21 protein-coding genes are annotated in these 24,988 nt (G+C 33.5%); 15 read left to right on the top strand and 6 right to left on the bottom strand.

Annotated features, from left to right (window positions below; all coding sequences use genetic code 11):
• The first annotated feature begins 13 nt into the window (after positions 1-13).
• The 10 genes from QM536_01120 (at position 14) to QM536_01075 (ending at position 6,976) form a co-directional block, all read left to right on the top strand.
• Positions 14-571, top strand: coding sequence for a hypothetical protein (locus QM536_01120; protein MDI9355614.1), 558 nt, complete (start codon positions 14-16; stop codon positions 569-571).
• Positions 572-585: 14 nt separating this feature from the next.
• Positions 586-825, top strand: a complete 240-nt coding sequence (gene yidD / locus QM536_01115; GenBank protein MDI9355613.1) for a membrane protein insertion efficiency factor YidD — start codon at positions 586-588, stop codon at positions 823-825.
• 26 nt (positions 826-851) lie between these two features.
• Positions 852-1,499: a carboxypeptidase-like regulatory domain-containing protein gene (locus QM536_01110; protein MDI9355612.1), complete on the top strand. Its 648-nt coding sequence runs from the start codon at positions 852-854 to the stop codon at positions 1,497-1,499.
• A 22-nt stretch (positions 1,500-1,521) separates the two neighbouring features.
• Positions 1,522-2,421: a hypothetical protein gene (locus QM536_01105; GenBank protein MDI9355611.1), complete on the top strand. Its 900-nt coding sequence runs from the start codon at positions 1,522-1,524 to the stop codon at positions 2,419-2,421.
• Positions 2,422-2,432: 11 nt separating this feature from the next.
• Complete coding sequence (gene trxA / locus QM536_01100) at positions 2,433-2,753, top strand: thioredoxin (GenBank protein MDI9355610.1); 321 nt, start codon at positions 2,433-2,435, stop codon at positions 2,751-2,753.
• 48 nt (positions 2,754-2,801) lie between these two features.
• The gene (locus QM536_01095; protein ID MDI9355609.1) at positions 2,802-3,215 is read left to right on the top strand and encodes a DUF3276 family protein; all 414 of its coding nucleotides are present in this window, start codon (positions 2,802-2,804) and stop codon (positions 3,213-3,215) included.
• Between the two features lie 154 nt (positions 3,216-3,369).
• The gene (gene rpmH / locus QM536_01090; GenBank protein ID MDI9355608.1) at positions 3,370-3,531 is read left to right on the top strand and encodes a 50S ribosomal protein L34; all 162 of its coding nucleotides are present in this window, start codon (positions 3,370-3,372) and stop codon (positions 3,529-3,531) included.
• A gap of 5 nt (positions 3,532-3,536) precedes the next feature.
• Positions 3,537-4,013, top strand: a complete 477-nt coding sequence (locus QM536_01085) for a GAF domain-containing protein (protein MDI9355607.1) — start codon at positions 3,537-3,539, stop codon at positions 4,011-4,013.
• Between the two features lie 348 nt (positions 4,014-4,361).
• Positions 4,362-6,095 (top strand): methylmalonyl-CoA mutase family protein, encoded by a 1,734-nt coding sequence (locus QM536_01080; GenBank protein MDI9355606.1) that lies wholly within the window; start codon positions 4,362-4,364, stop codon positions 6,093-6,095.
• Between the two features lie 62 nt (positions 6,096-6,157).
• Positions 6,158-6,976, top strand: a complete 819-nt coding sequence (locus QM536_01075) for a hypothetical protein (protein ID MDI9355605.1) — start codon at positions 6,158-6,160, stop codon at positions 6,974-6,976.
• A 104-nt stretch (positions 6,977-7,080) separates the two neighbouring features.
• On the opposite strand, the gene ispG is transcribed toward QM536_01075, so the two are convergent.
• Both ispG and sprA read right to left on the bottom strand, forming a co-directional pair.
• Positions 7,081-9,081 carry a (E)-4-hydroxy-3-methylbut-2-enyl-diphosphate synthase gene (ispG, locus tag QM536_01070; GenBank protein ID MDI9355604.1) on the bottom strand — a complete coding sequence of 667 codons (2,001 nt, stop codon included), beginning with the start codon at positions 9,079-9,081 and terminating at the stop codon, positions 7,081-7,083.
• Between the two features lie 203 nt (positions 9,082-9,284).
• Positions 9,285-16,397, bottom strand: a complete 7,113-nt coding sequence (sprA, locus tag QM536_01065; GenBank protein MDI9355603.1) for a cell surface protein SprA — start codon at positions 16,395-16,397, stop codon at positions 9,285-9,287.
• 419 nt (positions 16,398-16,816) lie between these two features.
• Here sprA and QM536_01060 point away from each other — a divergent pair, with 419 nt between their 5' ends.
• Entirely contained in the window at positions 16,817-17,764 is a 948-nt protein-coding gene (locus tag QM536_01060) for a sugar phosphate isomerase/epimerase family protein (GenBank protein ID MDI9355602.1), read from the top strand.
• Positions 17,765-17,773: 9 nt separating this feature from the next.
• On the top strand, positions 17,774-18,355 hold the full coding sequence (locus QM536_01055) for a HupE/UreJ family protein (GenBank protein MDI9355601.1): 582 nt from the start codon (positions 17,774-17,776) through the stop codon (positions 18,353-18,355).
• Between the two features lie 93 nt (positions 18,356-18,448).
• On the opposite strand, the gene QM536_01050 is transcribed toward QM536_01055, so the two are convergent.
• The 3 genes from QM536_01050 to QM536_01040 are packed head-to-tail and all read right to left on the bottom strand — an operon-like array spanning position 18,449 to position 21,261.
• Positions 18,449-19,045, bottom strand: a complete 597-nt coding sequence (locus QM536_01050) for a tRNA-(ms[2]io[6]A)-hydroxylase (protein ID MDI9355600.1) — start codon at positions 19,043-19,045, stop codon at positions 18,449-18,451.
• 23 nt (positions 19,046-19,068) lie between these two features.
• Positions 19,069-19,857 carry an acyl-ACP--UDP-N-acetylglucosamine O-acyltransferase gene (gene lpxA / locus QM536_01045; protein ID MDI9355599.1) on the bottom strand — a complete coding sequence of 263 codons (789 nt, stop codon included), beginning with the start codon at positions 19,855-19,857 and terminating at the stop codon, positions 19,069-19,071.
• Between the two features lie 15 nt (positions 19,858-19,872).
• The gene (locus QM536_01040; GenBank protein MDI9355598.1) at positions 19,873-21,261 is read right to left on the bottom strand and encodes a bifunctional UDP-3-O-[3-hydroxymyristoyl] N-acetylglucosamine deacetylase/3-hydroxyacyl-ACP dehydratase; all 1,389 of its coding nucleotides are present in this window, start codon (positions 21,259-21,261) and stop codon (positions 19,873-19,875) included.
• Positions 21,262-21,502: 241 nt separating this feature from the next.
• Between QM536_01040 and QM536_01035 the strand changes: the two genes are divergently transcribed.
• The 3 genes from QM536_01035 to QM536_01025 are packed head-to-tail and all read left to right on the top strand — an operon-like array spanning position 21,503 to position 23,067.
• On the top strand, positions 21,503-21,979 hold the full coding sequence (locus QM536_01035) for a gliding motility lipoprotein GldH (protein ID MDI9355597.1): 477 nt from the start codon (positions 21,503-21,505) through the stop codon (positions 21,977-21,979).
• A gap of 21 nt (positions 21,980-22,000) precedes the next feature.
• Positions 22,001-22,567 carry a nicotinamide riboside transporter PnuC gene (pnuC, locus tag QM536_01030; protein MDI9355596.1) on the top strand — a complete coding sequence of 189 codons (567 nt, stop codon included), beginning with the start codon at positions 22,001-22,003 and terminating at the stop codon, positions 22,565-22,567.
• Complete coding sequence (locus QM536_01025; protein MDI9355595.1) at positions 22,537-23,067, top strand: ATP-binding protein; 531 nt, start codon at positions 22,537-22,539, stop codon at positions 23,065-23,067. The genes pnuC and QM536_01025 overlap by 31 nt, the downstream gene beginning before the upstream one ends.
• 532 nt (positions 23,068-23,599) lie before the next feature.
• Here the strand turns inward: QM536_01025 and QM536_01020 are convergent.
• Positions 23,600-24,961, bottom strand: coding sequence for an efflux RND transporter periplasmic adaptor subunit (locus QM536_01020; GenBank protein ID MDI9355594.1), 1,362 nt, complete (start codon positions 24,959-24,961; stop codon positions 23,600-23,602).
• Positions 24,962-24,988: the final 27 nt, after the last annotated feature.

Below are 24,988 nucleotides of genomic sequence, written 5' to 3'. Positions count from 1 at the left end.
TCATATGCACCTATTGAATCAAAAACATAAAACACAGATCAAAAAAAATATTGTTTGGATACTCCTTCTCTTATTTTCTTCCTGTAATAAAAATATTACCAATATAAAAATAACAGACCAAAGTAATATTTCTTCACCATCAAAAAAAAAATACAGTGAAGACTTATCTATCTATAGAAATAAAAAATACAGAGAAATTATTGACGAAGAACCTACAGAAAATGATAATCCATATCCAATAACACCAATCCCCGAACACTCTATTAATCAAGAATTAGATACACTCAGACAAATCCTCATAGAAAAAAATGGCGGAAAAGATTATATAGAAGGATTTACTATACAAGTATATTCAGGAATAAATAGAAAATTAGCAGAAGAAGCCCTTGCTTATGCAAAAATAATAGATTTAGAAGAACCACCACAATTAGTATATGTACAACCAAACTATAAAGTCAAAGTAGGTTTTTTTTATTCTAGAATGCAATCATACCCTACTCATAAAAAAGTACTGAAACGATTCCCAACAGCTTTACTACTTCCCGAAAAACAAAAAATTAATACCCCATAAATATATTTTTAACTATGCATTTTCCTAATTTTATAAAAATTATTCGAAAAACAATCATCTTTTTCATTTCTGTTTATCAATATTGTATTTCCCCTTTATTTTTACCATCTTGTAAGTTTATCCCATCATGCTCACAATATACAAAAGAATCTATAGTAAAATATGGAATATGGAAAGGAATGAAAATTTCTATACAGCGAATCAGTAAATGTCACATGTTTACAAAAAAAAACGGATATGACCCAGTACCATAAAAAAATATTTTTAATAAAAAACTGTTATGAGAACATACAAAACATGTATATTTTATTGTATAGTAATAATAATATTCATAAACACACAAAAAGTAAAAGCACAAACACCATCAAAAAAAAAAATTGTGCAATTTTCTGGAATAGTTCTGGGAACAGATAGTATAACAGGCGTTCCAGGAGTACATATTTATGTAAATAAAGGAGGAAGGGGAACAACCTCAAATATGTACGGATATTTTTCCATGCCCGCATTAGTAGGAGATTCTATTCTTATAACAGCAATAGGATATAAAAAACAATCCTTGATTATACCCGGTAATAAAGGAGACCATTTTACACTCGTCATAGATCTAAAAGAAGATATACTACACCTACCAACAATAGAAATACTGCCATACCCATCTGAAGAATTGTTTAAAAAAGCAATACTATCATTAAATCTGCCCATAGAGAACGATTATAGGAATTTGAATACTGTTATGAAGCATATTATGGAACATAATATAGCATACAATATTCCTATGACAGCATCTGATAATTATAGATACTACATGAATCAATACTACCAAAGCGGTATTGATAAGTATCAAGTAAGAACAAACCCATTGACAAACCCATTTGCTTGGGCATCACTTATTAAATCTATAAAAAAAGGGAATTATAAGAAAAAATAATTTTTAAGAATAAAATACATAGATGTTTAAAAATATTCAGAATAAAAAAGAAATAATAGTAATAATATCATTATTTATTTTATTTATTCTATCCTTAATAAAAATGGTAATAGACCATAATTTAAATAAAAAATTACACCAAGATAACCTAAAATACGAACAAGAAATAGTACAAACCTATTTTGATATGGATTCCATAAAATCGGAACTTCAACAAAAAATAGAAACAATAGATAAGCTCGGAGGAAAAATAGACACTTTGCTTACCATAAAAAAAGAACTGCAAGCAGAAATGCGATCTCTCAAAAACAGAACCAACAAACAAATAAAAAACCTTAAAAGTAAAGTAGATGGGTACAGAGAATTACTGGTAGCAAAAGATGAAGAAATAAAACAATTACAAATCACAAATGCACTCTTATTCAAAGAAAATATACAACTAAAAGTAGAAAAAAATAAACTGTCAGATTCTTTACAAGGAATAAATAACTCGAAAAACGAACTCGAAAAAAAAATAGCAATAGCATCTAAACTGAAAGCAGAAAATATAACAGTAATTTATATTGATAAAAACGGAAAAGAAAAAACAGATGCATTAAAAGAAAGAAAAATATCTGCATTGAAAATACAATTTGATATACCAGAAAATAAAGTTTCTCCAATAGATGGAAAAGATATACTTCTTAAGATAATAAATCCGGAAAAAAATACTATTTTTGATATTTCAAAAGGATCTGGAACATTTCTATTGGAAGGAAAAGAAGCATATTTCAGTGCAAAACAAAACATATTATATGACAATACATTACAAAAAATGACCTTTCTCTATGAAAAAAATAATGAGTATATGAAAGGCAAATATACTGTGGAAATATATACAGATGGGTATTTAATGGGAAAAAATTATTTTATAATACAATAAAAATATAATACATGAAAAAAACAACAGAAATAACAGATTTAAATTTTGATGAGATTTTAAAATCAAATAAAGTCGTTTTAGTAGATTTTTGGGCAGAATGGTGTGGTCCTTGTAGAATGATAGGTCCAGTTATAGAAGAGCTAGCAGATGAGTTTAAAAATAAAGCAATTATTGGAAAAATGGATGTAGATAATAATCCTTTTACACCAGGAAAATTTGATATAAGAAGTATCCCTACACTTCTTATTTTTCAAAACCAAAAATTAGTAGATAAAGCAATAGGGCTTGTCCAAAAACAAGTATTAGTAGAAAAACTTAACAAGTATATTTAGTATTTTTATTTATAAATTATATATTTTTCAATAGTTAATTAAAAACAAGTGGAAGATTTTAATGAAAATGACCGTAATACGGTCTATTCCAAGAAAGTGCGTGCTGGGAAAAGAAGAAATTATTTTTTTGATATTAAGAACAGCAAAAACGGAGATTATTATATTGTGCTTACGGAACTAAAACGTAAAGAAGACCAAAAAGATGTAACATTTTTTGAAAAACATAAAATTTTTCTATATAAAGAAGATTTTAATAAGTTTTTTGATGCTTTAGGGGAAACAATAGATTATGTAAAAACAGAATTATTACCTGACTATGATTATGATACCTATAATAAAACACGGTACAATAACGTAGAAGGAGAAACAGAACACTATTCTGATACACCTGAAAACGAAGAGGAATCCTATAATAAGGATGAAAAAAATTGGAGGGGTAATAGAAGTGATTGGGATAATTAACGATATACAATACTTTATTTTGTAGTATCGTTTTTCAGAAATAGATTTCTGTTTTTTTTAATAAATTAATTATGTTAAAAAAATAGAAAGAACTAATGCGCATATCTGTATTATAATTATTAAATATAAACCACAAAACCAGAATTAATTTTGTATGAAAAGAACATTTCAACCATCACAAAGAAAAAGAAGAAATAAACACGGATTCAGAAAAAGAATGCTTACGGCTAATGGAAGACGAGTATTAGCATCAAGAAGAGCAAAGGGAAGACATAAGCTCACTGTTTCCGATGAAAGAAGACATAAAAGCAAATAAGTAAAGTGTCAGAATCATTAATTATTGATAAAAACGTTGGAAAAAAAGAAAAATACGAATCTTTAATCCCTCAACTTGTATCACTCACCCATAAAGAAAAAGATACTATCGCAAATATGGCAAATATATGTGCGGCTTTAAAAGAAGTATTTCATTTTTTTTGGGTGGGCTTTTATATTGTAAAAAAGAAAGAACTGATTTTAGGTCCGTTTCAAGGAACAATAGCATGTACCAGAATACAATATGGAAGAGGAGTTTGTGGATATGCATGGGAACAGAAAAAAACTATTATTGTCCCCGATGTAGAAAAATTCCCAGGACATATTGCATGTAGTGCTTTATCGCGATCTGAAATAGTTGTTCCTCTTTTTAAAAATAAAGAAGTTTTTGCTGTATTAGATATAGATAGCGAACAATTAAATAGTTTTGATGAAATAGATTCTTTCTTTTTAGAAAAAATTGTAAAAATAATATACTCATAGCTATTCCCGTTTCATAACATAAATAGTTCTCCAAGAAAACCCTAAAACCTTGATTAGTAAAAGGGTCCCATGTATTACTAAGAGATGAATATATTGTATTTTTGCATATTTTAGATAAAAAAATATTAATTATTCACTATAAGAGGGGTTCTAAAAGTTCAAATCCTAAAAACTGTATCCCTTAAAAACCAATAGTGCCAACACTTTTTTTTGAAGAAATCAATTTTTAGAACCCACCTTTATAGTACCATTGTAAAAAATACTGAAAAGGTTCTTATATTTTGTTATAGTATTTTTATAATTATTTTATTAATACATATTTTAATTATCAAATAATTCATAGTTCTTATGAACACACTTTTTTCTTTTCCCAAAAGTAACAAAGACGACTGGGCAAAAAAAGCATCACAGGAAACCTCTCAAAAAGAAGTATTAGAAGCACTTTCTTTTTATCAAGATACCAATCTGAAAATATTCCCCTATTACGATGAAACTCAACTTCCCACTCAAAAACATTTTGCACTTGGGTTGAATCAAGGGAATGAAGAGAACAAACATGGCAGAATTTGGCAGTATATCCAACATATATATATTGATGATGAATCTCTTACTAACAAAAAAATTCTCCATGCTCTTCAAAATGGTGCTGAAGGGACTATCTACCATATTCAAAAAAACTATAGTTGGAATCTCCTTTTTAAAGATATATTTTTTGATCATACCCATTCTTTTTTTTCTTTGGAACAAGAGAATAATGCGGGTACTTCCACAATAAAAGGATTGCATACAGCAATACAAGGAAGAGTTTTTTTTGGAGGTGGGATAAAAACACATATTGTTTCCGCAGAAGACCTACGCCGTATATGGGATTTGTTTGGTAATATAAAAGAATTAAGAATAGTATCCATCAATGGTGATGCATTACAAGAAAAAGGAGCGAGTGCTACTTTCGAATTGGCTTCCATAGCGAGTTCTTTGGTTTTTCAAGTGAATGTTTTATTAGATTTAGGGGTACCAGCTGCTGATATTTTCAAAAGAGTCCTTATTTATACTGCAACGGGAAGAGATTTTTTTTATGAAATAGCCAAATTGAGAGCGATGAGAATTCTTATTTCCAAAATAGCATTGGAATACGGGCTAGATAACTTTGATGGGAATGATATTTACATCTATAGTCAGCCATCTCTGCGGCATTATTCTACATTAGAAGCGGACAATCATATTATACGCACCACCACGCAAGCACTTTCCTCCGTAATAGGAGGATGTAATTATTTGAGTATAGCAGATGTATATCCTTCGGATAATTTTTTTTATAGTACTCTTATGAGAAATATTTCTCATATATTTCAATACGAGAGTTACTTAGATAAGGTAGCAGATCCTCTTGCGGGAGCTTATTATTTAGAAGCTCTTACAGAATCTCTCTCACGCTCCGCTTGGGAATACTTTAGAGAATTAGAAAGAAAAGGTGGATGGCAAATATTACAGAAGGATAATTTTTTTGAAACAGAACTGAAAGTATTCCAAACCAAAGAGATGGAGTTACTGCACAAAGATTATATTTCTATGGTCGGGGTAAATGCTTTTATAGATAGAGAATCCGCACATTCCCTTCCTACTGTGGAAGAATACACAAAATCTATAGAGAAATTTCATATTTTTCCCATAGCAAAAGAATTAGAACTGATAAGATTACAAACCGAAGAGCACGTAAAAAAGAGTACTATAAATCCTTGTATTTTTATCTATGGATTAGAATCATATTCTCCAAAAGTTGTGTATGCTCAAAACTTTTTTTCCGCAGGTGGGTTTTCTACTCAGATGATAACAGAAAAAGAACTTCAAACAAGAGCAATAAAAGTAATAGTTTTGTGCGGATCTGATGACAGTTATTCCAAAGATGCTAAAAATATTATATCTCACGTAAAGAATAGAAACCCTTCTACGTTCATAATGCTCGTAACAGAATCTCCCGAAAATATATTTTTTTATAAAGCATTAGGAATAGATGAAATAATCTATCTCCATTCTGATAAAAGAGAGATTTTAAATAAAGTTCAAAAATACTTATATAGTTGAGTTTCCATTATTTTTTTAAACAATAAAAATAGTTATGTATATATCTACTTTCTTTTCAAAAAATGGTTTTCAAGGCATCGGTATCTGTTGTATTCTTTTCTTTATCTTTTAGATTATTGGCACAAAATGGAGATTTTTCAGTGGGGGCAAGGGGAGCGGGAATGAGCTATTCTATTGTAGCACTGAGTGATCATTGGAATATATTTTACAATCCTGCGGGTATACGACAAGATTCAGGAACACATATATTTATATCTTATGAAAATAGGTATCTTTTAGAAGATTTTCAAGTAGTTGCTGCGGGTGTAGTGCAAAATTTTAAAAAACATTCGCATGGTATAAGTTTTTATAAGTTTGGAAAAACTCTTTATAACGAACAAAAAATTGGATACACAGCTTCCCATGCAGTAGGATTTATCACCTTTGGTGTTACGCTCAATTATTTACAGTACCATATAGAAAATATTAATACACGAGGTTTTTTTACTATGGAAGCAGGTATGCGTGCGGAAATGGGTAAAAAATTTTTTTTAGGAGCGTATATTCATAATGTGACTCAAACTATTCTCAATAAAGTAACAGGGGAAAGAATACCAACTCTTATGAGAGTAGGTTTTTCCTATTTTCCGATACCATCATTTGTTTTTTCTGCTGAGTTAGAAAAAAATCTTTCTTACCCTCTTAAATGGAAAGCAGGAATGGAATATAAAATACGTCCGTTTTTTGTTGTTCGAACAGGGATTATAACGTTTCCTTTTATGTATACTTTTGGAACAGGGTTTGCATTTAAAAAGATTCTATTAGATATTGCCTACAAAAGAAATACAATTATGGGTAATTCTTTTCTATTTTCTCTTTCTTATACTTTTTTTTGGAGATAGGATTTTACATGTTTAATACAGTACTTCTGCCTCACTTTCCCAAACCAATTCTATGGGTGTTTTTGCTTAAGTATTCACTTCGTTTCAAAATCTTTTTTTATAGTTTATAATTGGTGATTATCTTCTATCCATTTTCCATCTTGTTTTATGATATCTATAAGTTCTTCAACGGCTTTTTCGGAGGGGACGTTTTTTTTTACTATTTCTTTTCCCTTATAGAGAGTAATTTTTCCTTTTCCACTGCCTACATATCCAAAGTCAGCATCTGCCATTTCTCCTGGACCGTTTACTATGCATCCCATTATTCCTATTTTGATACCTTTCAGATGTTCTGTTCTTTTTCGTATGAGAGCAGTTGTTTCTTGGAGGTCAAAAAGAGTTCTTCCGCAGGAAGGACAGGATATATATTCTGTTTTTGACATTCGGGTTCTTGCTGCTTGTAAGATTCCAAAAGAAATTCTATTATAAAGTTGTAGGATATTTCTATACTCTTGTGTTGCAAGGGAGTGGTTTTGTTTTTTCATTCCTAAAAAAACTCCATCTCCAAAACCATCTATCAATAATGCTCCTATATCGGTTGATGAATGTATTATAAAAGTGTCTTTTTCTAAAGCATCATAGTCATAACGGATGAGAACAGGCGCTACTATTTTATTTTCTAAGAAAGTGAAAAAAACTCTTCTCATCGCAGAGTAGCTTTCTTCTTTGTCTGAGGAAAGAACAAACACTACATTATGAGCGTTATCGCACTCTTTGAGGAGATGTATATTTTCTTCGTTCACCTGTGAGTCAGATATTTCTAAAAAATTCATTTGAGGATGGCTTTTTTGTTTTTTTTTCCATTCTTTAAGAGTAAAGTATGGATAAGTAGTTTGTTTATTATAATGTTTTATCCATGATTCATAATCGGCAATTTCTCTCAGCCCATTCGGAAGCATAAAAGAAACGGGGGATTTTCCAGCATACACATAATCACTGCCTTGGTCGTTCATTACCCATTTATCAGGTTCGGGAAGATAGAAATGTCCGAGATTTTTGAGTTCTTGATACTCTACTTTTTCAAGTTTGCTGATGTCTGATACCACACGGGGTGGGTTTTTTCCTCCAAAGTTCTCTATTTCTGTGGTAATACGTTTATTATATTCAAATGGATTTATGGGAATGGGTTTGGAAATATTTTGAGTGTTTGAGGGAATGAGGTTTTCTTTTTTTATATGGTATCTATTTACCAGAATTTTTGCTACAGGTATTTCTAATTCGGGGTCTTCGGTAAGAGATACGCGAATAGTATCCCCTAAGCCATCTTCCAAAAGGGTTCCTATGCCGATGGCTGACTTTATTCTTCCGTCTTCGTCTTCACCTGCTTCGGTGACTCCTAAGTGGAGAGGGTAAGGTTGTAAGTTTTCGGTAGAGAGTTTTTGCACTAATAGTCTATATGCCTGCACCATCACTTGTGTATTGCTTGCCTTCATAGAAATGACGAGGTTATAATACTTATGTTCCTCACAAATTCTAATAAATTCTAAAGCCGATTCTACCATTCCCAAAGGATTATCACCATATCGAGACATGATTCTGTCCGACAAGCTCCCATGGTTCGTTCCAATTCGCATAGCTGTGCCGTATTCTTTGCAAATTTTTATGAGAGGGATAAATTTTTGTCTGATACGTTCTAATTCTTGCTCGTATTGGGAATCATTATACTCTGTATACTCGAATTTTTTTTTATCTGCATAATTTCCTGGATTAATTCGCACTTTTTCTACGATACGAGCCGCCAATTCCGCTGCATTAGGTGTAAAATGAATATCTGCAATCAGAGGTGTTTTGTATCCTTTCTGTCTCAAGGACTTTTTAATCACTTCTAAATTTTGTGCTTCTTTCACACTCGGTGCGGTAATTCTCACGTATTCACAGCCTGCCTCTATCATTCTGATGCATTGCTCCACACATTCTTTTGTATTCATTGTATCAACGGTGGTCATAGATTGTATCCTTATGGGATTATTTCCACCCAAAGGAATATCTCCTATTTTGACCTCTATTGATCTACGTCGAGAATAGGAATCCATATTGTTGCAGTATTGATATATTGTTCTATTCATTTTGGTAAATATTTTAATTTTTATTTTGTTCTCTTATACTAAGGAAAATTCTTAATAATGTGGGTTGTTTTTTTATTATATATTTTTTATATGTCAAAATAGCAATTACGTTCTAGTTTTGGATATTTAGCAATACTTTTGAAAGTGATATTAACATTTTCTATGGTGATGTTTAGGGTGAGGTGTGCTATGATTCTATTTATTTAGAAGTTGAGGAGAGAAAGTTCTCCTAGGTTGATTCTAAGTTGGATTCCGAATGCCCAATTGGTTCTTGGGAATGAAGTAGTGACGAATGGGGTGTTGTTATTGTATTCGTAGTAGATTTGGAGGGTTACCCACTTTGCGGGGTTGTAAGAGATGGTTGGTTTTATTTGGTAATTAAAGATGCCTGCGGTGGGGTTGTTTTCTGATGTTTCATCTTCCTTTATTTTTCTTTGGATGGTTTGTGTATTTCTGATGGATATGTTGAGGTTCATTATAATATCTTTTGGGAGAGTGTAAAAGACCCCTTGTATTCGGAAGGGGAGTCTCAGGTTTGTGAGCGTATAGCCGATTCCTATGGTGACATCGTAGTTTTTGCTTTCTGTGACTTGGGCGTTGGATAGGTTTAGCCCAATGGTTCTGTCTTGTTTGTATTCGATTCGAGCGGTTATTTTGTTAATGGTTCGGACATTTATTCCTATCATCGGGGAAAACCTTTCTGTAATGCTCACTTGGTTGAGGATATATACAGGAATAAGTTGTCCATCTTTATTGGATATGGTTGCGGTTGGGTAATTGAGGAAATTATTGGTGAGTTCTAAGTTATCTCTGTATGCAAGGGAGTTTGTGAAGTTACCCATGTTAAGGTCTGAGGAGTAGGCGTGTGAGAGAGTAATGGAAGGGAATATTTTAGCAAGGGCAGGTATTTTAGAAAGTCCGTTATAAGTGAGGTTCCAGTTTGGTAAGGGCGTATTCGTGAATGCGGAGAGGGTTATTTGTTGGGGATTTTTACCGAGGTATGCGGCTAAGAAAGCGGGGATGAGGACATCTTGGGAGTTCACTCCGTATACTCCATTTGCAGTGTTATTGAGTTCCCATCTGTTTTTGATAGTATTTCTATAGTTGATAAAATTTTGGAAGACGGGAGAGGAGTTGTCGGGGTTATCATTTATGAAAGCGGTAGTTATTGCTAATACGGAGATGCTGTAAGATCCTGAGCGTGAGGGAGAAAAGGTAAGGAATTTGTTGTCTGTTTTATCGAAGCGGAATATTTCTTGGTAGTTGTCGCTTTTGGTTCTTTTGGCGGAAAGTTGGATTTGAAAATCGGTAAAAGGTTGCATTGTTGCGGTTATGTTGATGTTTTCGGATTGTGTTTGAGCAAAGGGATTGGAGAGAGATGTTCCTGTTGCGAGCCAGTTATTTTCAGATGCGTTTTTTCTGATATTAGGGTCTTGGCTTCCGAGTAAAAAAGGGATTCCAGGGGAGGTGTAATCTCTGTTAAGTCCGATTAAATAAGGGGTTTGATTGAATCCTGGGAGGATAGTAGTGCCGTTGATTGTATATGTGATATTTATAGATTTGAGTGATAGTATAATACGAATAAAAGCGTTGAGAAATGATTGAGCGGTTTTGGTTTCATTGGGGTTTCGTGAAGGGGTGTTGATAGATTTGAAAAAAGGGACTTTATTGTAGAGGGAGTTTAGGTCTATTCTTCCTTGTATGGTGTTTTCTTGTCTATTTTGGATGGTATTTCCGAGAGAATCGGCTTGTTTGAGGGAGCCTGCTATCCATGAGTAGCTTGCGGAGTATCGGTAATCAGCGCTTACCCAGTCTAGAAGTGGAAATTTATTGATGGGGATTTGATAGTTCATGCTGACAGATTGTTCGAAGTTTTTTCTTCTTCCGAGTTTTTGGATATTATTCCATACGGTGTCTTTTTTTTCTTGGGTATCGAGGTCTCCGTATGGTTCATCAATGATGGTATTCATTCTTGCATTATAATCAAGTGCAACACTTCGGAATATATTCCAGCGAATGGCAAATTGTCTATTAAAAGTAAAAGCTTTTTGAAAAGTAGGGTCGATTCCGTCGGTATTGAGTTCTGAGTTTCTGAGTTGTATTTTCTGAAAAGTTCGGTTCATATCTCCTCTTATACTTACGCTGGCGATGAGAGGAGAGAAGTTTATGTCTTGAATGAGTTTGAAATAGGGGTTATTGAGGAATTTTATTTTTTTAAATGGTTCTACGGACAATGGTTCGGGTGAGTAGTTGTAGGCAATTCCTCCACTTTGGATTTGGCTGTAGTCGGATTCGGTATTTATGTTTTTTTTTCTTGCTTCGCTGTAGGCGTAGTTTGCGGAGAGGTTTTCTACGTCCCAAAAATCTTTTCTGGATTCGGGGTTTGTACGTTCTTTATGGACATTAGAGAAATTAATGCTTTTTTTAGTGCTTACATCTTGGACTTTTTGGGTGTATTGTTGTTGTTTTTCGGTGTCGTCAAATCTTTGAATAGAGGCGCTGAGGGGAATGTCAGGGTCTAGGGGGTCCCATTTAGGGGTAGAGGTAGTTTCTTCGTAGCTTGCGAACATGGGTATTTTGATGCCTGATTTTTCGGGGAGAATTATTTTGTCTAATGCTATATTTCCGGATATATCGTAGGTAATAGTTTGGGTTCGGGATCGTTCTGATATTCTTTGTTGAATACTTCCAAAGCCAACCCCTGTGTATTGGGTAGATGCGGAGATGCTTCCGAGGTCTGCCAGTTGCATGGTTACTCGGGCATTTGCGGCGACCCCATTTGTTTTATCAAAATTGGTTACTCTGAGTTCATTTACCCAGAGACAAAAGGATTTATTTTGTTGGTCGGGACTTTGGGGATTACGAACTCCTATCATAAGGGAGAGAATGGAGGTCATATCTGGTCTGCCTAAGAGGGTCACTTTGTATTTTCCTATTTGTTTGGTATAAGGGAGGTCTACGGGATATTTACTTTCATTTCTTTCTGCTTTGAGAGTATAGAGGTCGTTGAAAGAAAAGTCAAGTTCGTTCTCTTCGGGCCAGACGAGGTTTGGTAGTTCGGATTGAGAAACACCAGTTAGATTAATAGGAGTGGGTTTGAGAGGTATTTCTATTTCATAGTAGTTTTGGTCGAAGTCCGTTCCTAATCGTATAAAAGCACTTACTTCTCCGATGGGGGTATTTGCATCTAATCCTAATGTATTTCCGTGGGTATGGATAGCCATTTTAATACGTCCATAGTTTATGAGGTCGTATTTTACATTTTTATAGACGGCTCGTGCATCGTTTTCTTGGAGTTCATCTACGCATATTTGAAGGGATTGTTCATTGGTTAGTCTATTGTAAGGAGTGTTATTATCTTGGTCTCTATTGAAATTGGGAGGGAGGACGTATGGTATTTTTCCGTTCACAACGGCTCCGTTTTCCTCAATATTTACGGATGAGACAAAGAAATTAGAAGTAGGTTTTTCGGGTATTTCATATATTCCTTTTTTGTAGAGATTAGCATTGTATTTTCTCCATTGGGAGCCGACGAATTGAAACTTTACAAATCGTAATACTACGGGTTGTTTCCAACCTGTGAGATAGGTTCTCATATAACGAATGGTTTTAAAGTCAGATATGTTTCCTTGTGTTCTATCGGGGGAGCGGATGGGTATTCTGAATAAATACCAATTCCCTCTGGATGTAGAAACTTGGTCTACGATATGGTTTTTTCCTATGGTGAGTTCATTTTTTTTGAGATTTATTTTATACTCATAGTATTCTTCTAAATTGGAAATGGTATTATCTTTATTTATGTCTTCGTTGTCGGGTTCGGTAGTGGCAATAGGTGCGTAGGTAAGACCTGTTCCAAGCAGAGGAGAATTGCCATCTTGTCCATTATAGTTTTTATATCTTTCTACTATATTTGCTTTTTTATCATCGAGTTCCCCTCCGAGATAGTATTGAAAGTTATCCCCTGAGGGGTCTCTTTTTATTTTTTCGAGAGATTGGGTTGAAACATTTAATCTGTTGAGAAAACTACTTCCAAAAAATTCTTCTTCCTTGTTATTCGGTAGTCCATCAAATCCCACATCTTGATTTTCTCTTGATCCAGCTGTATTGTCAAAGGCATTTAAGAGGTATTGTTGTTTCGTAACCCTTCCCCATGAATTTTGTTCTACATCATTATCATTTCCATCTACGGGTAAGCCATTTTCAAAGGCGTGTTTTCCATCTTTGGCTATATCCTCAGAAACGCTTCCTAAATTCAATATGAGTTGCCCGCCTGTGGTGTTATTTTCATTTTTTATTCCATCTAAAACTTTCCCATTTATCCCATCTATGAAAGGGTCCATCATCCAAAATTCTATATACTCTACGTTAATTTTATCAAAATCTACGTCAACCGTAAATGGTTTTACAATTCCTGCCCAATTTGATTCGGGATTTTTTAGATTTCCTTCAAAGGTGAGGTCGGGATTGTAGTTATACATTCCCCGTTCTTCGGGAAAATAGGCAATGTCAAATACCGATTCATTGGTGTTTATAACATCTCTGCTTCTTTGAGTAAAAATCTCCTGAAGTCCGATGGCTCGCACATAATTATTTTCCAAGTCCGCAGAGGTAAGGTGCGATGGTCTCCCAACGCCTGAGGTGGTATAAAAAGTATTATCTACCGTATACCAAGCTATTTTTGCTCTTTTGTAAGCATAAGCAAGTGGATTTCCCGCTTCTTTGCTTTTGTCATACCTATTATCATCTGTAGTAGGAGTAGAAGCCAATTTCCAACTCTGCGGACTGCCCAAGCTGTAAGGGGTTATAGAAGATTCAAAATCATCTATATACGAAGTCCCCTCTCCATTCACTAAATTGGACGTTCCGGGGATTATCTGAGCGAATTCACTATTAAAATTAATTTTTGATGGAACTTTGCTTTCATAAAAAGGCAGTAAACTTATTGCCTTCGTGATAAAATTTGATTCTTGACTCGCATGTAAATCAAAACCATACTGCGTATTCAGAGTAGGGTCGTTTCCTACGGAATATCTACTAATACCGTTGGTTCTCTCATTGAGCTGTACAAAAGTTCCTCCTATCTTTATATCTTTAGAATATCTATACTCTAAACGTGTTCCATATACACTGCGGGTTTGAAAATTTAGAATATCCGCTTTTTCAAAATTAATACATATTTTTTTTCCCGAACTTATAATTCCTTCGTTAATAATCCGCACACGTCCTAAATTATAGTCGACCGTATAGTCCTTCCCCTCTGTAAGCACTGTTCCTCCCGCTGTGATGGATACAGAATTTTGAGTGACTTGTATTCCCGGTAGAGCAATTTCATTAGAGCTTCCCCCTTGCACCTTTCCTGCCATCCAAAATTTATTTTTCGTGGAAATAAGCTCCGCATCAGCTTTGGTATTAGAATATAAACTGTCATATACATATTTTTCTATCAGATTTGCCTCGGTTTCAGGGTCAAAATACTTCCGCAGAGTGCTTCCAAATGGTTCTAATACAGGAAAAATAATCAATCCATATTGTGCATTCACGGTATATCCTTCTACAAAATCAAAATTTCCATCTGCTTGAGGGTCTCCATTCGTATTTAATCTATCTAAATTCAAAAGCCGAATCAGAGGTTGATTTTTTGTTTTTGCTCCCTCGTGTAAACTGGGGTTATCTATACCTGTTAAATCATCTCTATACTGAACTCGTAAAATAAAACCATTACTTTCTATTTGATAGGTCTGAAGGTTATAGATATTTTTCATCATCAAATCAAAAGTAGGCACACGCACATCTACTTTTTTTGGGCGTAATAATTTCAAAAAGATAATATTGTCTTCGGGCAAATTTTGATAGTCCTCTGTGAGCTCCCCAACCTTATAAATAACACCATTATAGGTATATTCATAAGAAACCCCTAAAAATTCATCGTTTTGAAGTCGACGAGAAAGGGTAATATATCCGAGCTGTTTATGAACGGTATATTCTGTTTCGGTAAGTTTTCTAGACGCATCAACCCCATCAAAATCCGTTGTCTCTACAAAACCAAATTGCTTCTGAAGCTCATCTTTTACATTAGCCCCCCCTCTAAAAGTAGATGTATTTGTGAGAGTAGCAAACAAACCATTTGCATCATTACCGGAAGGGCCATCTCCTCCTGCATTTGAAACGTAAGAAGCATTTCTTCTGTAGATAGTTTTTCCTTCTCCCAAATCCATAAAACCCATAACTCGACGCAGTGTCTTTGTTTCGCTATTTCTATTGATTATATATACTTCTACACGAGTAATATTTATGCCCGAAGAAATCTGTGGAAGGTTAGAAAGCCATCTTTCATAATTATCTCTAAAAAAATGCCCTAAAAAATAATGTCTATTGTCCTCATATTCCGAACCGCGTATCTCAAAATCACGTGACTGAACCCCGCTCTCCAAACAAAGTGCTTCTGTTTTTCCCTGCTGCTGAGAATAAAAACCCGATACAAAGAGTTTCCCAAACTGCAACTCCGCTTTTACTCCTAATAATGCCTGTCCAGGGTTTATTAAACTATTCCCCGAGTTCATCGTCACATTTCCAAGCTCTATTTTTTTTATAATACTATGCTCCGCCCCCGTATATTCGGGTTTCCAAGTATTTTGAAAATTAAATGAATTTTGACTATCCCAGCTCAGCTGTACTTTGAGCTTATCTCCGAGAGAAGCAGAAGTGTTTATCCCTATTTGTTGGTTAAAAACAAAACCACCATTTGACTGTTGAGCAACAGAAGTAGAGTTTTGTATCGTCTGCCAATTCCATCCAAAGTCCAAATTGGCATATCCTGAAACCTTCATATCAAAACCACCCGGACCAAAAAGACGCTCTATCAATGGATGATTAAATACTTTGGGCCCCCCTTTATTTGCAACTAAATTAGGATTCCTATTCTCCCCATCCGTCCTCGTCTGCCAATACTCCTTATTATTTTTTTTTTCCTCATACCTTTTATATTCATCAAAACTCATAACCATAGCAGGGCGATAACTCACATTTCCTATCCTTTCATAGATGGTATAATTTTTGTTAGAGTCAATATCAAAATCAATTTTATACCTTGCGGGGTCTTTCAAAACAAGAGAAGAAGATGTTCTTTTATCAGAAAAAGGATCTCCTAATCTGTCTTTTTGATTGTATGTATACCAGCCCATATGCTCTCTATAAGAGGTATCTTTGGGTGGCTTCCCTTTTTGAAAGAAGGAAGCACCTTTTACAGAATGGATAAAAGGAGAAAGGAAGACAAAAGAAATTACAAAAAAATATCTTTGGGGAAAAAAAGAGTTCAATGGGTTTTTAATTTGTATATACATAATAAAAAATAGGACGCTTATTCTTTCTATAACGAAAAATAGTTTTTTTTATTGTATTTTAGAAATTGTTTTTTTCTGTATATGAATTATGAAAAAAAAAAACTATGTCCATATATGTTTATTAAAAAAATAGATTTTTTATTTTTGTTACTCACTTTACCCAAAAATATAATAAAATTACATATTTTTACCTTTTAAAGGTTATCATAACCTTTTTGAAGATAATGTTTGCGTAAGGGGAGGTACTGATTATGGAATCGAGCCGATTAAAAAAGAGAGAGAAAAGATACTAAAAAACCAAATACAGAATATAGAGCAGAAAATGATACAGTAGCAAATAAAGTTTTTCAATCAATAAAAATTACATGTTTAAAAATAACAACTTAAAAATCTAAATGAAATCACGAAGAGAATTTTTACACCAATTAGGTGGATTAACTATGGTAACAGTAGGGAGCTTAGGGGGAATTTCTATCCTTAGCAATACTGTTTTTGCTCAACAAGAAGGGGAACTCTGGTTCAAAATATCTTTAGCAGAATGGAGCTTACATAAAGCCCTTTTTGCAAAGAAAATAAATAACCTTGATTTCCCTTCTATTGCTAAAAATACCTACGGAATAGATGCAGTAGAATATGTGAATATATTTTTTAAAGACAAAGCACAAGATACTAATTATCTCAGCGAATTAAAAAAACGATGCGATGATTTAGGAGTAAGAAGCGTACTTATTATGTGTGATGGGGAAGGAGACCTTGGTGATGCAGAGACACAAAAAAGAAATGTCGCAGTAGAAAATCATTATAAATGGGCAGAAGCAGCAAAATTTTTAGGATGCCACTCTATCCGAGTAAATGCAAAAGGAAATGGCACCGCAGAAGAAGTATCAAAAAAGGCAACCGAAGGTCTTCGTAAACTTTCTGAATATGCTCTCTCTCTGAATATAAATGTTATAGTAGAAAACCACGGAGGATATTCATCTGACGGAAAATGGCTCAGTAATGTTATCCAAAATGTAGGAATGCCAAACTGCGGAACCCTTCCTGATTTTGGAAATTTCTGTCTCAAAAACGACCCAAAAGATTGGAAAGTATGCTATGAATCTTACGATAGATATACAGGAACAGAAGAACTGATGCCCTTTGCTAAAGGAGTGAGTGCCAAAAGCTACGAGTTCAGCGCAGATGGAGAATGTATAGAAATTGACTATAAAAAAATGCTCTCCATCGTCAAAAAAGCCGGATACAAGGGATATATAGGAATAGAATATGAAGGATCTCTCTCCGAAGACGAAGGTATAAAAAAAACAAAAGCCCTCCTGCAAAAATACGGAAAACAAAATTAACCATATACTATGTCTGAATTCTTGTTATTTTTAGAACTTGGCTTAGAGCATATTTTAGATATACAGGGTTACGATCACATACTCTTTATCGTAGCCCTTTCTTCCATGTATCACCTCACAGATTATAAAAAAATAGCACTCTTGATAACTGCTTTTACTATTGGGCATGGCATAACATTAACCCTCGCTACTACCAAAGTAATGTCCCTCAACCCCTCGCTTACAGAAATACTCATACCCATTACTATTTTCATCACCGCAATCCAAAATATATTCCGCCAAATAAATCATACCGCAACAGGTACCCCAACACACTATCCTCTTGCATTAGTTTTTGGACTTATCCACGGATTAGGATTTTCTTACTACCTACAAAGTATGCTCGGTCAAGAACAAAGTATTTTACTTCCCCTCTTTTCTTTTCATATAGGATTAGAATTGGGGCAAATAATTATAGTAATAAGCACTCTATTATTATCCTTTCTCTGCCTTCGGTTTTTGAAAATACCGCAAAAAATATGGGTAATAAGCATATCTTCCTCTATTGCTATTGCGTCTCTTCTCTTAATAGCAAAAAATAGTAATATGTAATGAAAAAGAAGCATACGAAAGCAATTGGTTTAAAACTAAATATTTGTGTAAAAAGAACTTTTCGGACACATTCCTATCTTGTTTTACTTGAAATTAATGCATCCTATCTCCTCGTGGTGTGAGGTTTTCTATTATAGATGCTTCGATTATCAACCATTCTTTCCATCTTTCAGCAACTATTTTTTTATCTTGTATTGATTCCGCCAGTTCTATAAAATTTTTATAGTGAAGTGCCTCAGAAATCATCAGTTCGTAGTAAAAACTTTGGAGTTCTTCATCTCTTATAGATGTATGAAGGAGTTTGAATCTCTCACAACTACGGGCTTCTATCAGAGCATTTACTAATAGTTTTTCCACTAATTGGTGTGTTCTGTTATTTCCTTTTTTTATATGCTGTGAAAGTTTTTGAATATACATATCTTCCCTCTGTTTTCCTAATGTAAATCCCCTTTTTTTTAGATGCTGTAAAACCATTTGAAAATGATTCCATTCTTCTATCACTACAGGGGAAAGAACTTCCACTACTTTTTCAAATTCGGGATATTGCACGATGAGAGAGATGCAGGAAGAGGCGGCTTTTTGCTCGCAATACGCATGATCTATGAGAATATCCGCAATATTCATCGCCGCTACGTTTGCCCAACGAGGATCCGTGGGCAATAAAAGACCTAATACTGTTTTTGTTTCCATACTATGTGAAAAAGATAAAAAAATTACTGGGAATCTTTTGTCTTTCCACGAATAATACCTCTTTCAGAGGTGGTTATGAAATGTATTATAGATTGTTTTTCATGGGAATCCGGAAAATTGTCTTGAATATATTGTATTCCCTGGCTTCTATTAAACCCTTTATTATAAATACAATCATACATATCGTAAATTTCTCTTATCTTTTCGGGAGAAAAATTACTTCTTTGTAGACCTACTTTATTGATACCATTATATTGGAGTGGGGTTTTCCCTACCATTACAAAAGGGGGAATGTCTTGCGTTACTAATACCCCTGCACCTACAATAGAATGCTCCCCTAATTTTGAAAACTGATGAACGCCTGTCAATCCACCAATTCTCACATTATTTTCTACTATTACATGCCCCCCTAATTGCACAGAATTGGCAAGAATACAATTATTTCCAATGATACAATCATGTCCTATGTGGCAATATGCCATCAAGAGACAATTTTTTCCTACCACAGTTTTATATTTTTCTTTCGTGCCTCTGCTGACGGTCACAAATTCCCTTACGCAAGTGCCATCATCAATAAATGCTTCGGTCACTTCTCCTTCAAATTTCAAATCCTGTGGAATACATGCAATAGATGCTCCCGTATATATTTTTACATTTTTACCAATCCTTGCTCCACTGTGAACAATAGCGTGCGGAGCTATCCATGTGTTTTCATCTATTGTTACATTATTTTCAATAATAGCATAAGCATCTACACTCACACTCGGGTGTATCACGGCATCAGGATGTATTATGGCGGTTTGATGTATCATTTTTATTTGTATATTTTAATTATCTTTTTTTACAATACTTGCTAACATAACTCCTTCACACACTAAGTTATTCCCTACAAATCCTTCTCCTCTCATCTTTGCTATTCCACGTCTAATGGGAGCTAAAAGCTCACATCTAATCACAAGGGTATCGCCAGGCTGCACCATTTTTCTAAATCTAAACTCATCTACTCCTAAAAAATAAGTCCAATAGTTTTCAGGATCGGGAACGCTGTTAAGAACTAATATTCCTCCGATTTGAGCCATAGATTCTATTTGAAGCACACCAGGAAATACCGGATTTCCTGGAAAATGTCCTTGAAAAAAATATTCATTAAAGGTGATATTTTTAATACCTATTACCCATTTTTCATCTAAATGAAAAATTTTATCTATGAGCAAAAAGGGATATCTATGAGGTAGTATTTTACCTATCTGAGCGCTGTCTAATATGGGAGTATTTTTGGGGTTATAAGATGGAACGGTAATAGTATCCTGGAGAGCTTTTTTAATTTTCTTTGCAAGAGCGGTATTAGCCGCATGACCTGGCTTTGCAGCTAATATCTGTGCTTTTATTGGTTTTCCTATCAATGCCAAATCTCCCATAACATCTAATAATTTATGTCTTGCGAATTCATTTTTAAATCGTAACGCTACATTATTTAAGATACCTTCTTGGGTTACTTCTAAATTTTTTATATGAAAAAGTGTTTTTATGCTTTCTAATACCTCTGGTTTTACGGGTTTATCTACAATAACAATCGCATTGTTCAGATCACCACCCTTGATGAGATTATGTTTCAAAAGCATCTCTACTTCGTGTAAAAAACAAAAGGTTCTACAAGGTGCTATCTCTGTTTTGAAGTCTTTTATACTGTTTAAAACGGCATGTTGATTTCCTAAAACAGAACTATTATAATCTATCATCACTGTTATTTTGTATTCATCGGCGGGCAATGCCGTTATCTCAATATCCTTGCTATCGTCCCTGTATGAAATACTTTTGGGCAATTCATAATATATTTTGGAAACGTTTTGTGTTTCTACTCCTACCCTTTCTATTAATTCAACGAATGGATAAGCACTTCCGTCTAATATCGGTATTTCAGGAGCATCTATTTCTATCAGAGCATTATCTACCTCCATTCCAAAGAGAGCCGCCAGAATATGCTCTGTGGTTATTACTTTTGCTCCGTTTTTTTCTAAAGTAGTGCTTCTAGATGTTTCTACCACTAAATCTGCATCTGCTTCTATAATGGGTTTATTCGCTAAATCTATTCGTTGAAATTTTATTCCATAATTTGGGGCAGCGGGAGATATTGTTACATTTGCTACAATCCCCGTATGTAGACCAACTCCCGAAATACTTATTTTCCCTTTTACAGTTTGTTGTTTTTGATTCATGGAAATGAAAATATGTTTAATAATAATGAGTATAATGTAATTGCTAAATATATAACTCCGCTTCTGATTCATCGCTGAATAAATAATAAACAACATATTAATAAGACAATATATTCAGCAGAATCCCCCCACTTTTCTTATAAAAAGAAAAAGTAATAAATAAAATGATAATATAGAAAAACAAGAAAAACTCTTTAAAATACTTCAAAATTATACTATTACTTTCTTATATATAATAAAAATGAATAAATATATTTTTTTCCTCTTCTTTTCTTTCTTTCTTTCTATTTTTCAAAGCTGCACCAGCGATGAAATAATAAACTCTTACTATGAGGTACCAACAGGAGTATGGAAAAAAGAAAACATAGTATCATTTCCTTTTTTTGTCCAAGATACTTCTGTAGCTTATAAAATCATACCAAAAATAATAATCCATAAAAATTATTATTATTCCAATCTGTTTTTAAAGTATAAAATAACAGATTCCCTTGGAAATAATATCTATTCGGAAGTGTGGGAGCATTTTTTATTTGATGATCAGACAGGTAAGCCAATCGGTTCAGGTATTTCTAATGCTTATTCCTATTCCTTTATGGTTATAGAAAACAAAAAGTTTGAAAAAAAAGGTACTTACTCTTTCACTATCCAACATTTTATGTCCGAAAATGATATTCCAGAAGTACAGGCATTAGGACTATCTGTAAAAAAAAATTCTTAATGAGTTTGCAAACAGAAAAATATGAATGTTTTAGAGATCTTTGCAGTATTTTTTGGGGTTATCAGCGTTTGGTTCGCCAAAAAAAAAAATGTATACGTATATCCTACGGGATTGATAAACACTTCCATTTACGTGTATATCTGTTTTTCAGCAAAACTCTACGCAGATATGACTATCAATATGTACTATGTGGTGATGAGTATATATGGGTGGGTTCTTTGGAGTAAAAAAACACAAAGACAGAACGGAACCCTTGCTATTACACACAATACAAAGATAGAAAATATCAAAAGTATTTTTTTTGCTTTTATATCTTTTGTTCTGTTATTTTTTATTTTGGAAAAATATACGGATAGTGATGTTCCTTTTTTGGATAGCATAACCACCTCTCTTTTTTTTGTAGCAATGTGGCTCATGGCAAAAAAAAAAATAGAACATTGGATTTTTTGGATAGTAGGGGATATTATAGTTATTCCTTTATTCTTTTATAAAGAACTCTATTTTACTTCTTTTCAATATATAATATTTACTTGTATAGCTTTTTTAGGATTATGGGAATGGAGAAAAAGTATAAAATTGCCATATTAGGAGCAGAATCTACGGGAAAAACTACTCTCTGCCAAGTATTAGTAAAAAAGTATAATCTCTTATTTTTTGTCCCCGAATTCGCACGCTCTTATTTGCACAACAAAGGATCGCACTACTATTACACAGAAGCCGACTTGCTGTATATTGCTGAAAATCAACAGGTAATAGAAAACTTTTTTTTTGAACACACAACGGATAGATTTTTATTCTGTGATACTACTCTTCTTACTATTCAAATATGGTCGGAGTATAAGTATGGCTACTGTGCGGATACTATAAAAAAGAGAGTAAGAGAAAATAAATATGATTTTTTTTTTATAACGGAAAGTGATTTTCCATGGGAACCGGATCCCCTGAGAGAAAACCCGTATATGAGAGAGGGTATAAATGATACTTACAAAAGAACACTTACCGATATGGGATTTTCTTACCATTCTCTTTATGGAAGTATAGAAGAACGGCTCCACAAAGTTTCCCAAGTAATAAACCATATCTTATAAGGGGTAAGGAGAAACATTAAAATATTTTTACAGTGAGTTCAAATGTCCCAAATTAAAATATAAAATACTGATGGGTATCACTTTACTAATAATTCGAAAAACTTCCCCTCATGTTTGATGATCAACAGTTATTTTGGAGGACTAATATAATAAACTTTCTAAAAAATCTATCTCACGAGTGTTTTGAATTTGAATATATATATCTTTCGGTGCGAACTATCTTCTACCAATAAATCTACCTGAACAAATGTATCAAACTTATGTGTTTGATTCGTCTAATTCTCCATGAGAGTTAGTATTTTTATACCATCATCTTCTAATAAAGCAGATAAAAAAACCTCTAATATATCAAAGTTTTCCTTATCTCTCCCGAGAGTTTTCATCGCCCACAATCAAAACGAATCAATCATTTACTCATAGTTTTATTTTTTGTATGAATGAATATCTAATGAAGTCCCCTTATAAAAAAATAATTGTCATGCTCCATAAAAGTTTTTTAACCCCATTACAAAACATGACAACTATCTGATGACTATTCTTTTTTGGATTCTTTTTTATTCGTTTTTTTTATTACCGTTATATTATCTCCATTTTTTAACTTTTTAGATAATATAAGAAAAGGTCCCGTGATGATTTCATCACCTTCTTTCAGTCCTTCTATTATTTCAATATTTTCAAAATCACTAATACCTGTTTTTATAGAAATCATTTTGGCTACATTATTCTCATTCTTAAAGATGACCTGTTGAAGATCTGATAATACTACTTCTGATGTAGATTCTTCAGTTTTTTCTATATTTTCTTCTACAGATGTGCTATCTCCTGGATTCCGAGTGGTCACAGCAGAAAGAGGAACGGATAGAATATTTTGTTTTTTTTCGGTAATGATATCTACTGTGGCAGTCATTCCTGGACGTAACGGATATTTAATGCCATTTTTTACCAAATCTTGAAAAGATTCGTTAAGTATTTTGATATGTACTTCAAATTCTGTTACTGCATCGGCGGTAATTTTTGTTTTAGCAGTGTTAGCTATCTGGGTTACTACCCCTAAAAACTTTTTATTGAGATGACTATAACTATCTAAATCTATTTGAACGCTATCATGTATATTCACTCTTACTATATCGTTTTCATTTACATCAACACGGACTTCCATTTCGTTTAAGTCGGCTATTCTGAGCATTTCTGTACCTGCCATTTGGGAAGTACCAACCACTCTTTCTCCTTGCTCTACGTTTAATTTAGAAATAATCCCATTGGATGGGGAACGAACTGTGGTTCTTCTCAGATTTTCATTCGCCTCGTCTACAGATGCTTGAATACTTTGAACTACATATTTGGCTGATTCTACTGATTGCTCGGCTGATTTTATATCATGGATTGCTATGTTATAATTGGATACCGCTGTTTCCCAATCAGATTCCGATATCACCTTTTCTTTATACAGCTTTTCTTGTCTTTTGTATTCTTGTTCTAAGCGAGTAAAGGAAGATTTGGATCTGTCTAAACGTGCTTCTGCGTCTGACAAATTCGCCTTCTGCTGATTTAGGTTTGCTACTACTCTTTCTAAAGCGGATTGAAAATTATCAGGTCTAATTTTTATGAGCAGTTTTCCAGGTATTACTTCCTCTCCTTCTTCTACTAAAAGTTCTACGATTTCCCCAGCCACATCAGGAGTAATTTTTATTTCTTTTATAGGGTAGACCGTTCCCGATGCACTTACTTTTTCTTCTATGCTTTTGCTCTCTACTTTACTAGTATGAACTTTTATTTCTTCTTTTTTTCCAATCCAGCCCAACCACTTTGCTCCTATAACTAAAATAATTACTACCCCTAATGATATAACTGCTATTTTTACAGTTGGATTTTTACTTTTCTTTTTTTTTATCATTTTATTTTTTTTTTATCATTTTATTTT

The sequence above is a fragment of the Chitinophagaceae bacterium genome, from assembly GCA_030053935.1.
Taxonomy (GTDB): Bacteria; Bacteroidota; Bacteroidia; order Cytophagales; family JASGCU01; genus JASGCU01.
The sequence above is the reverse complement of the archived record's forward strand: the minus strand, read 5'-3'. Positions and strand labels throughout refer to the sequence as shown.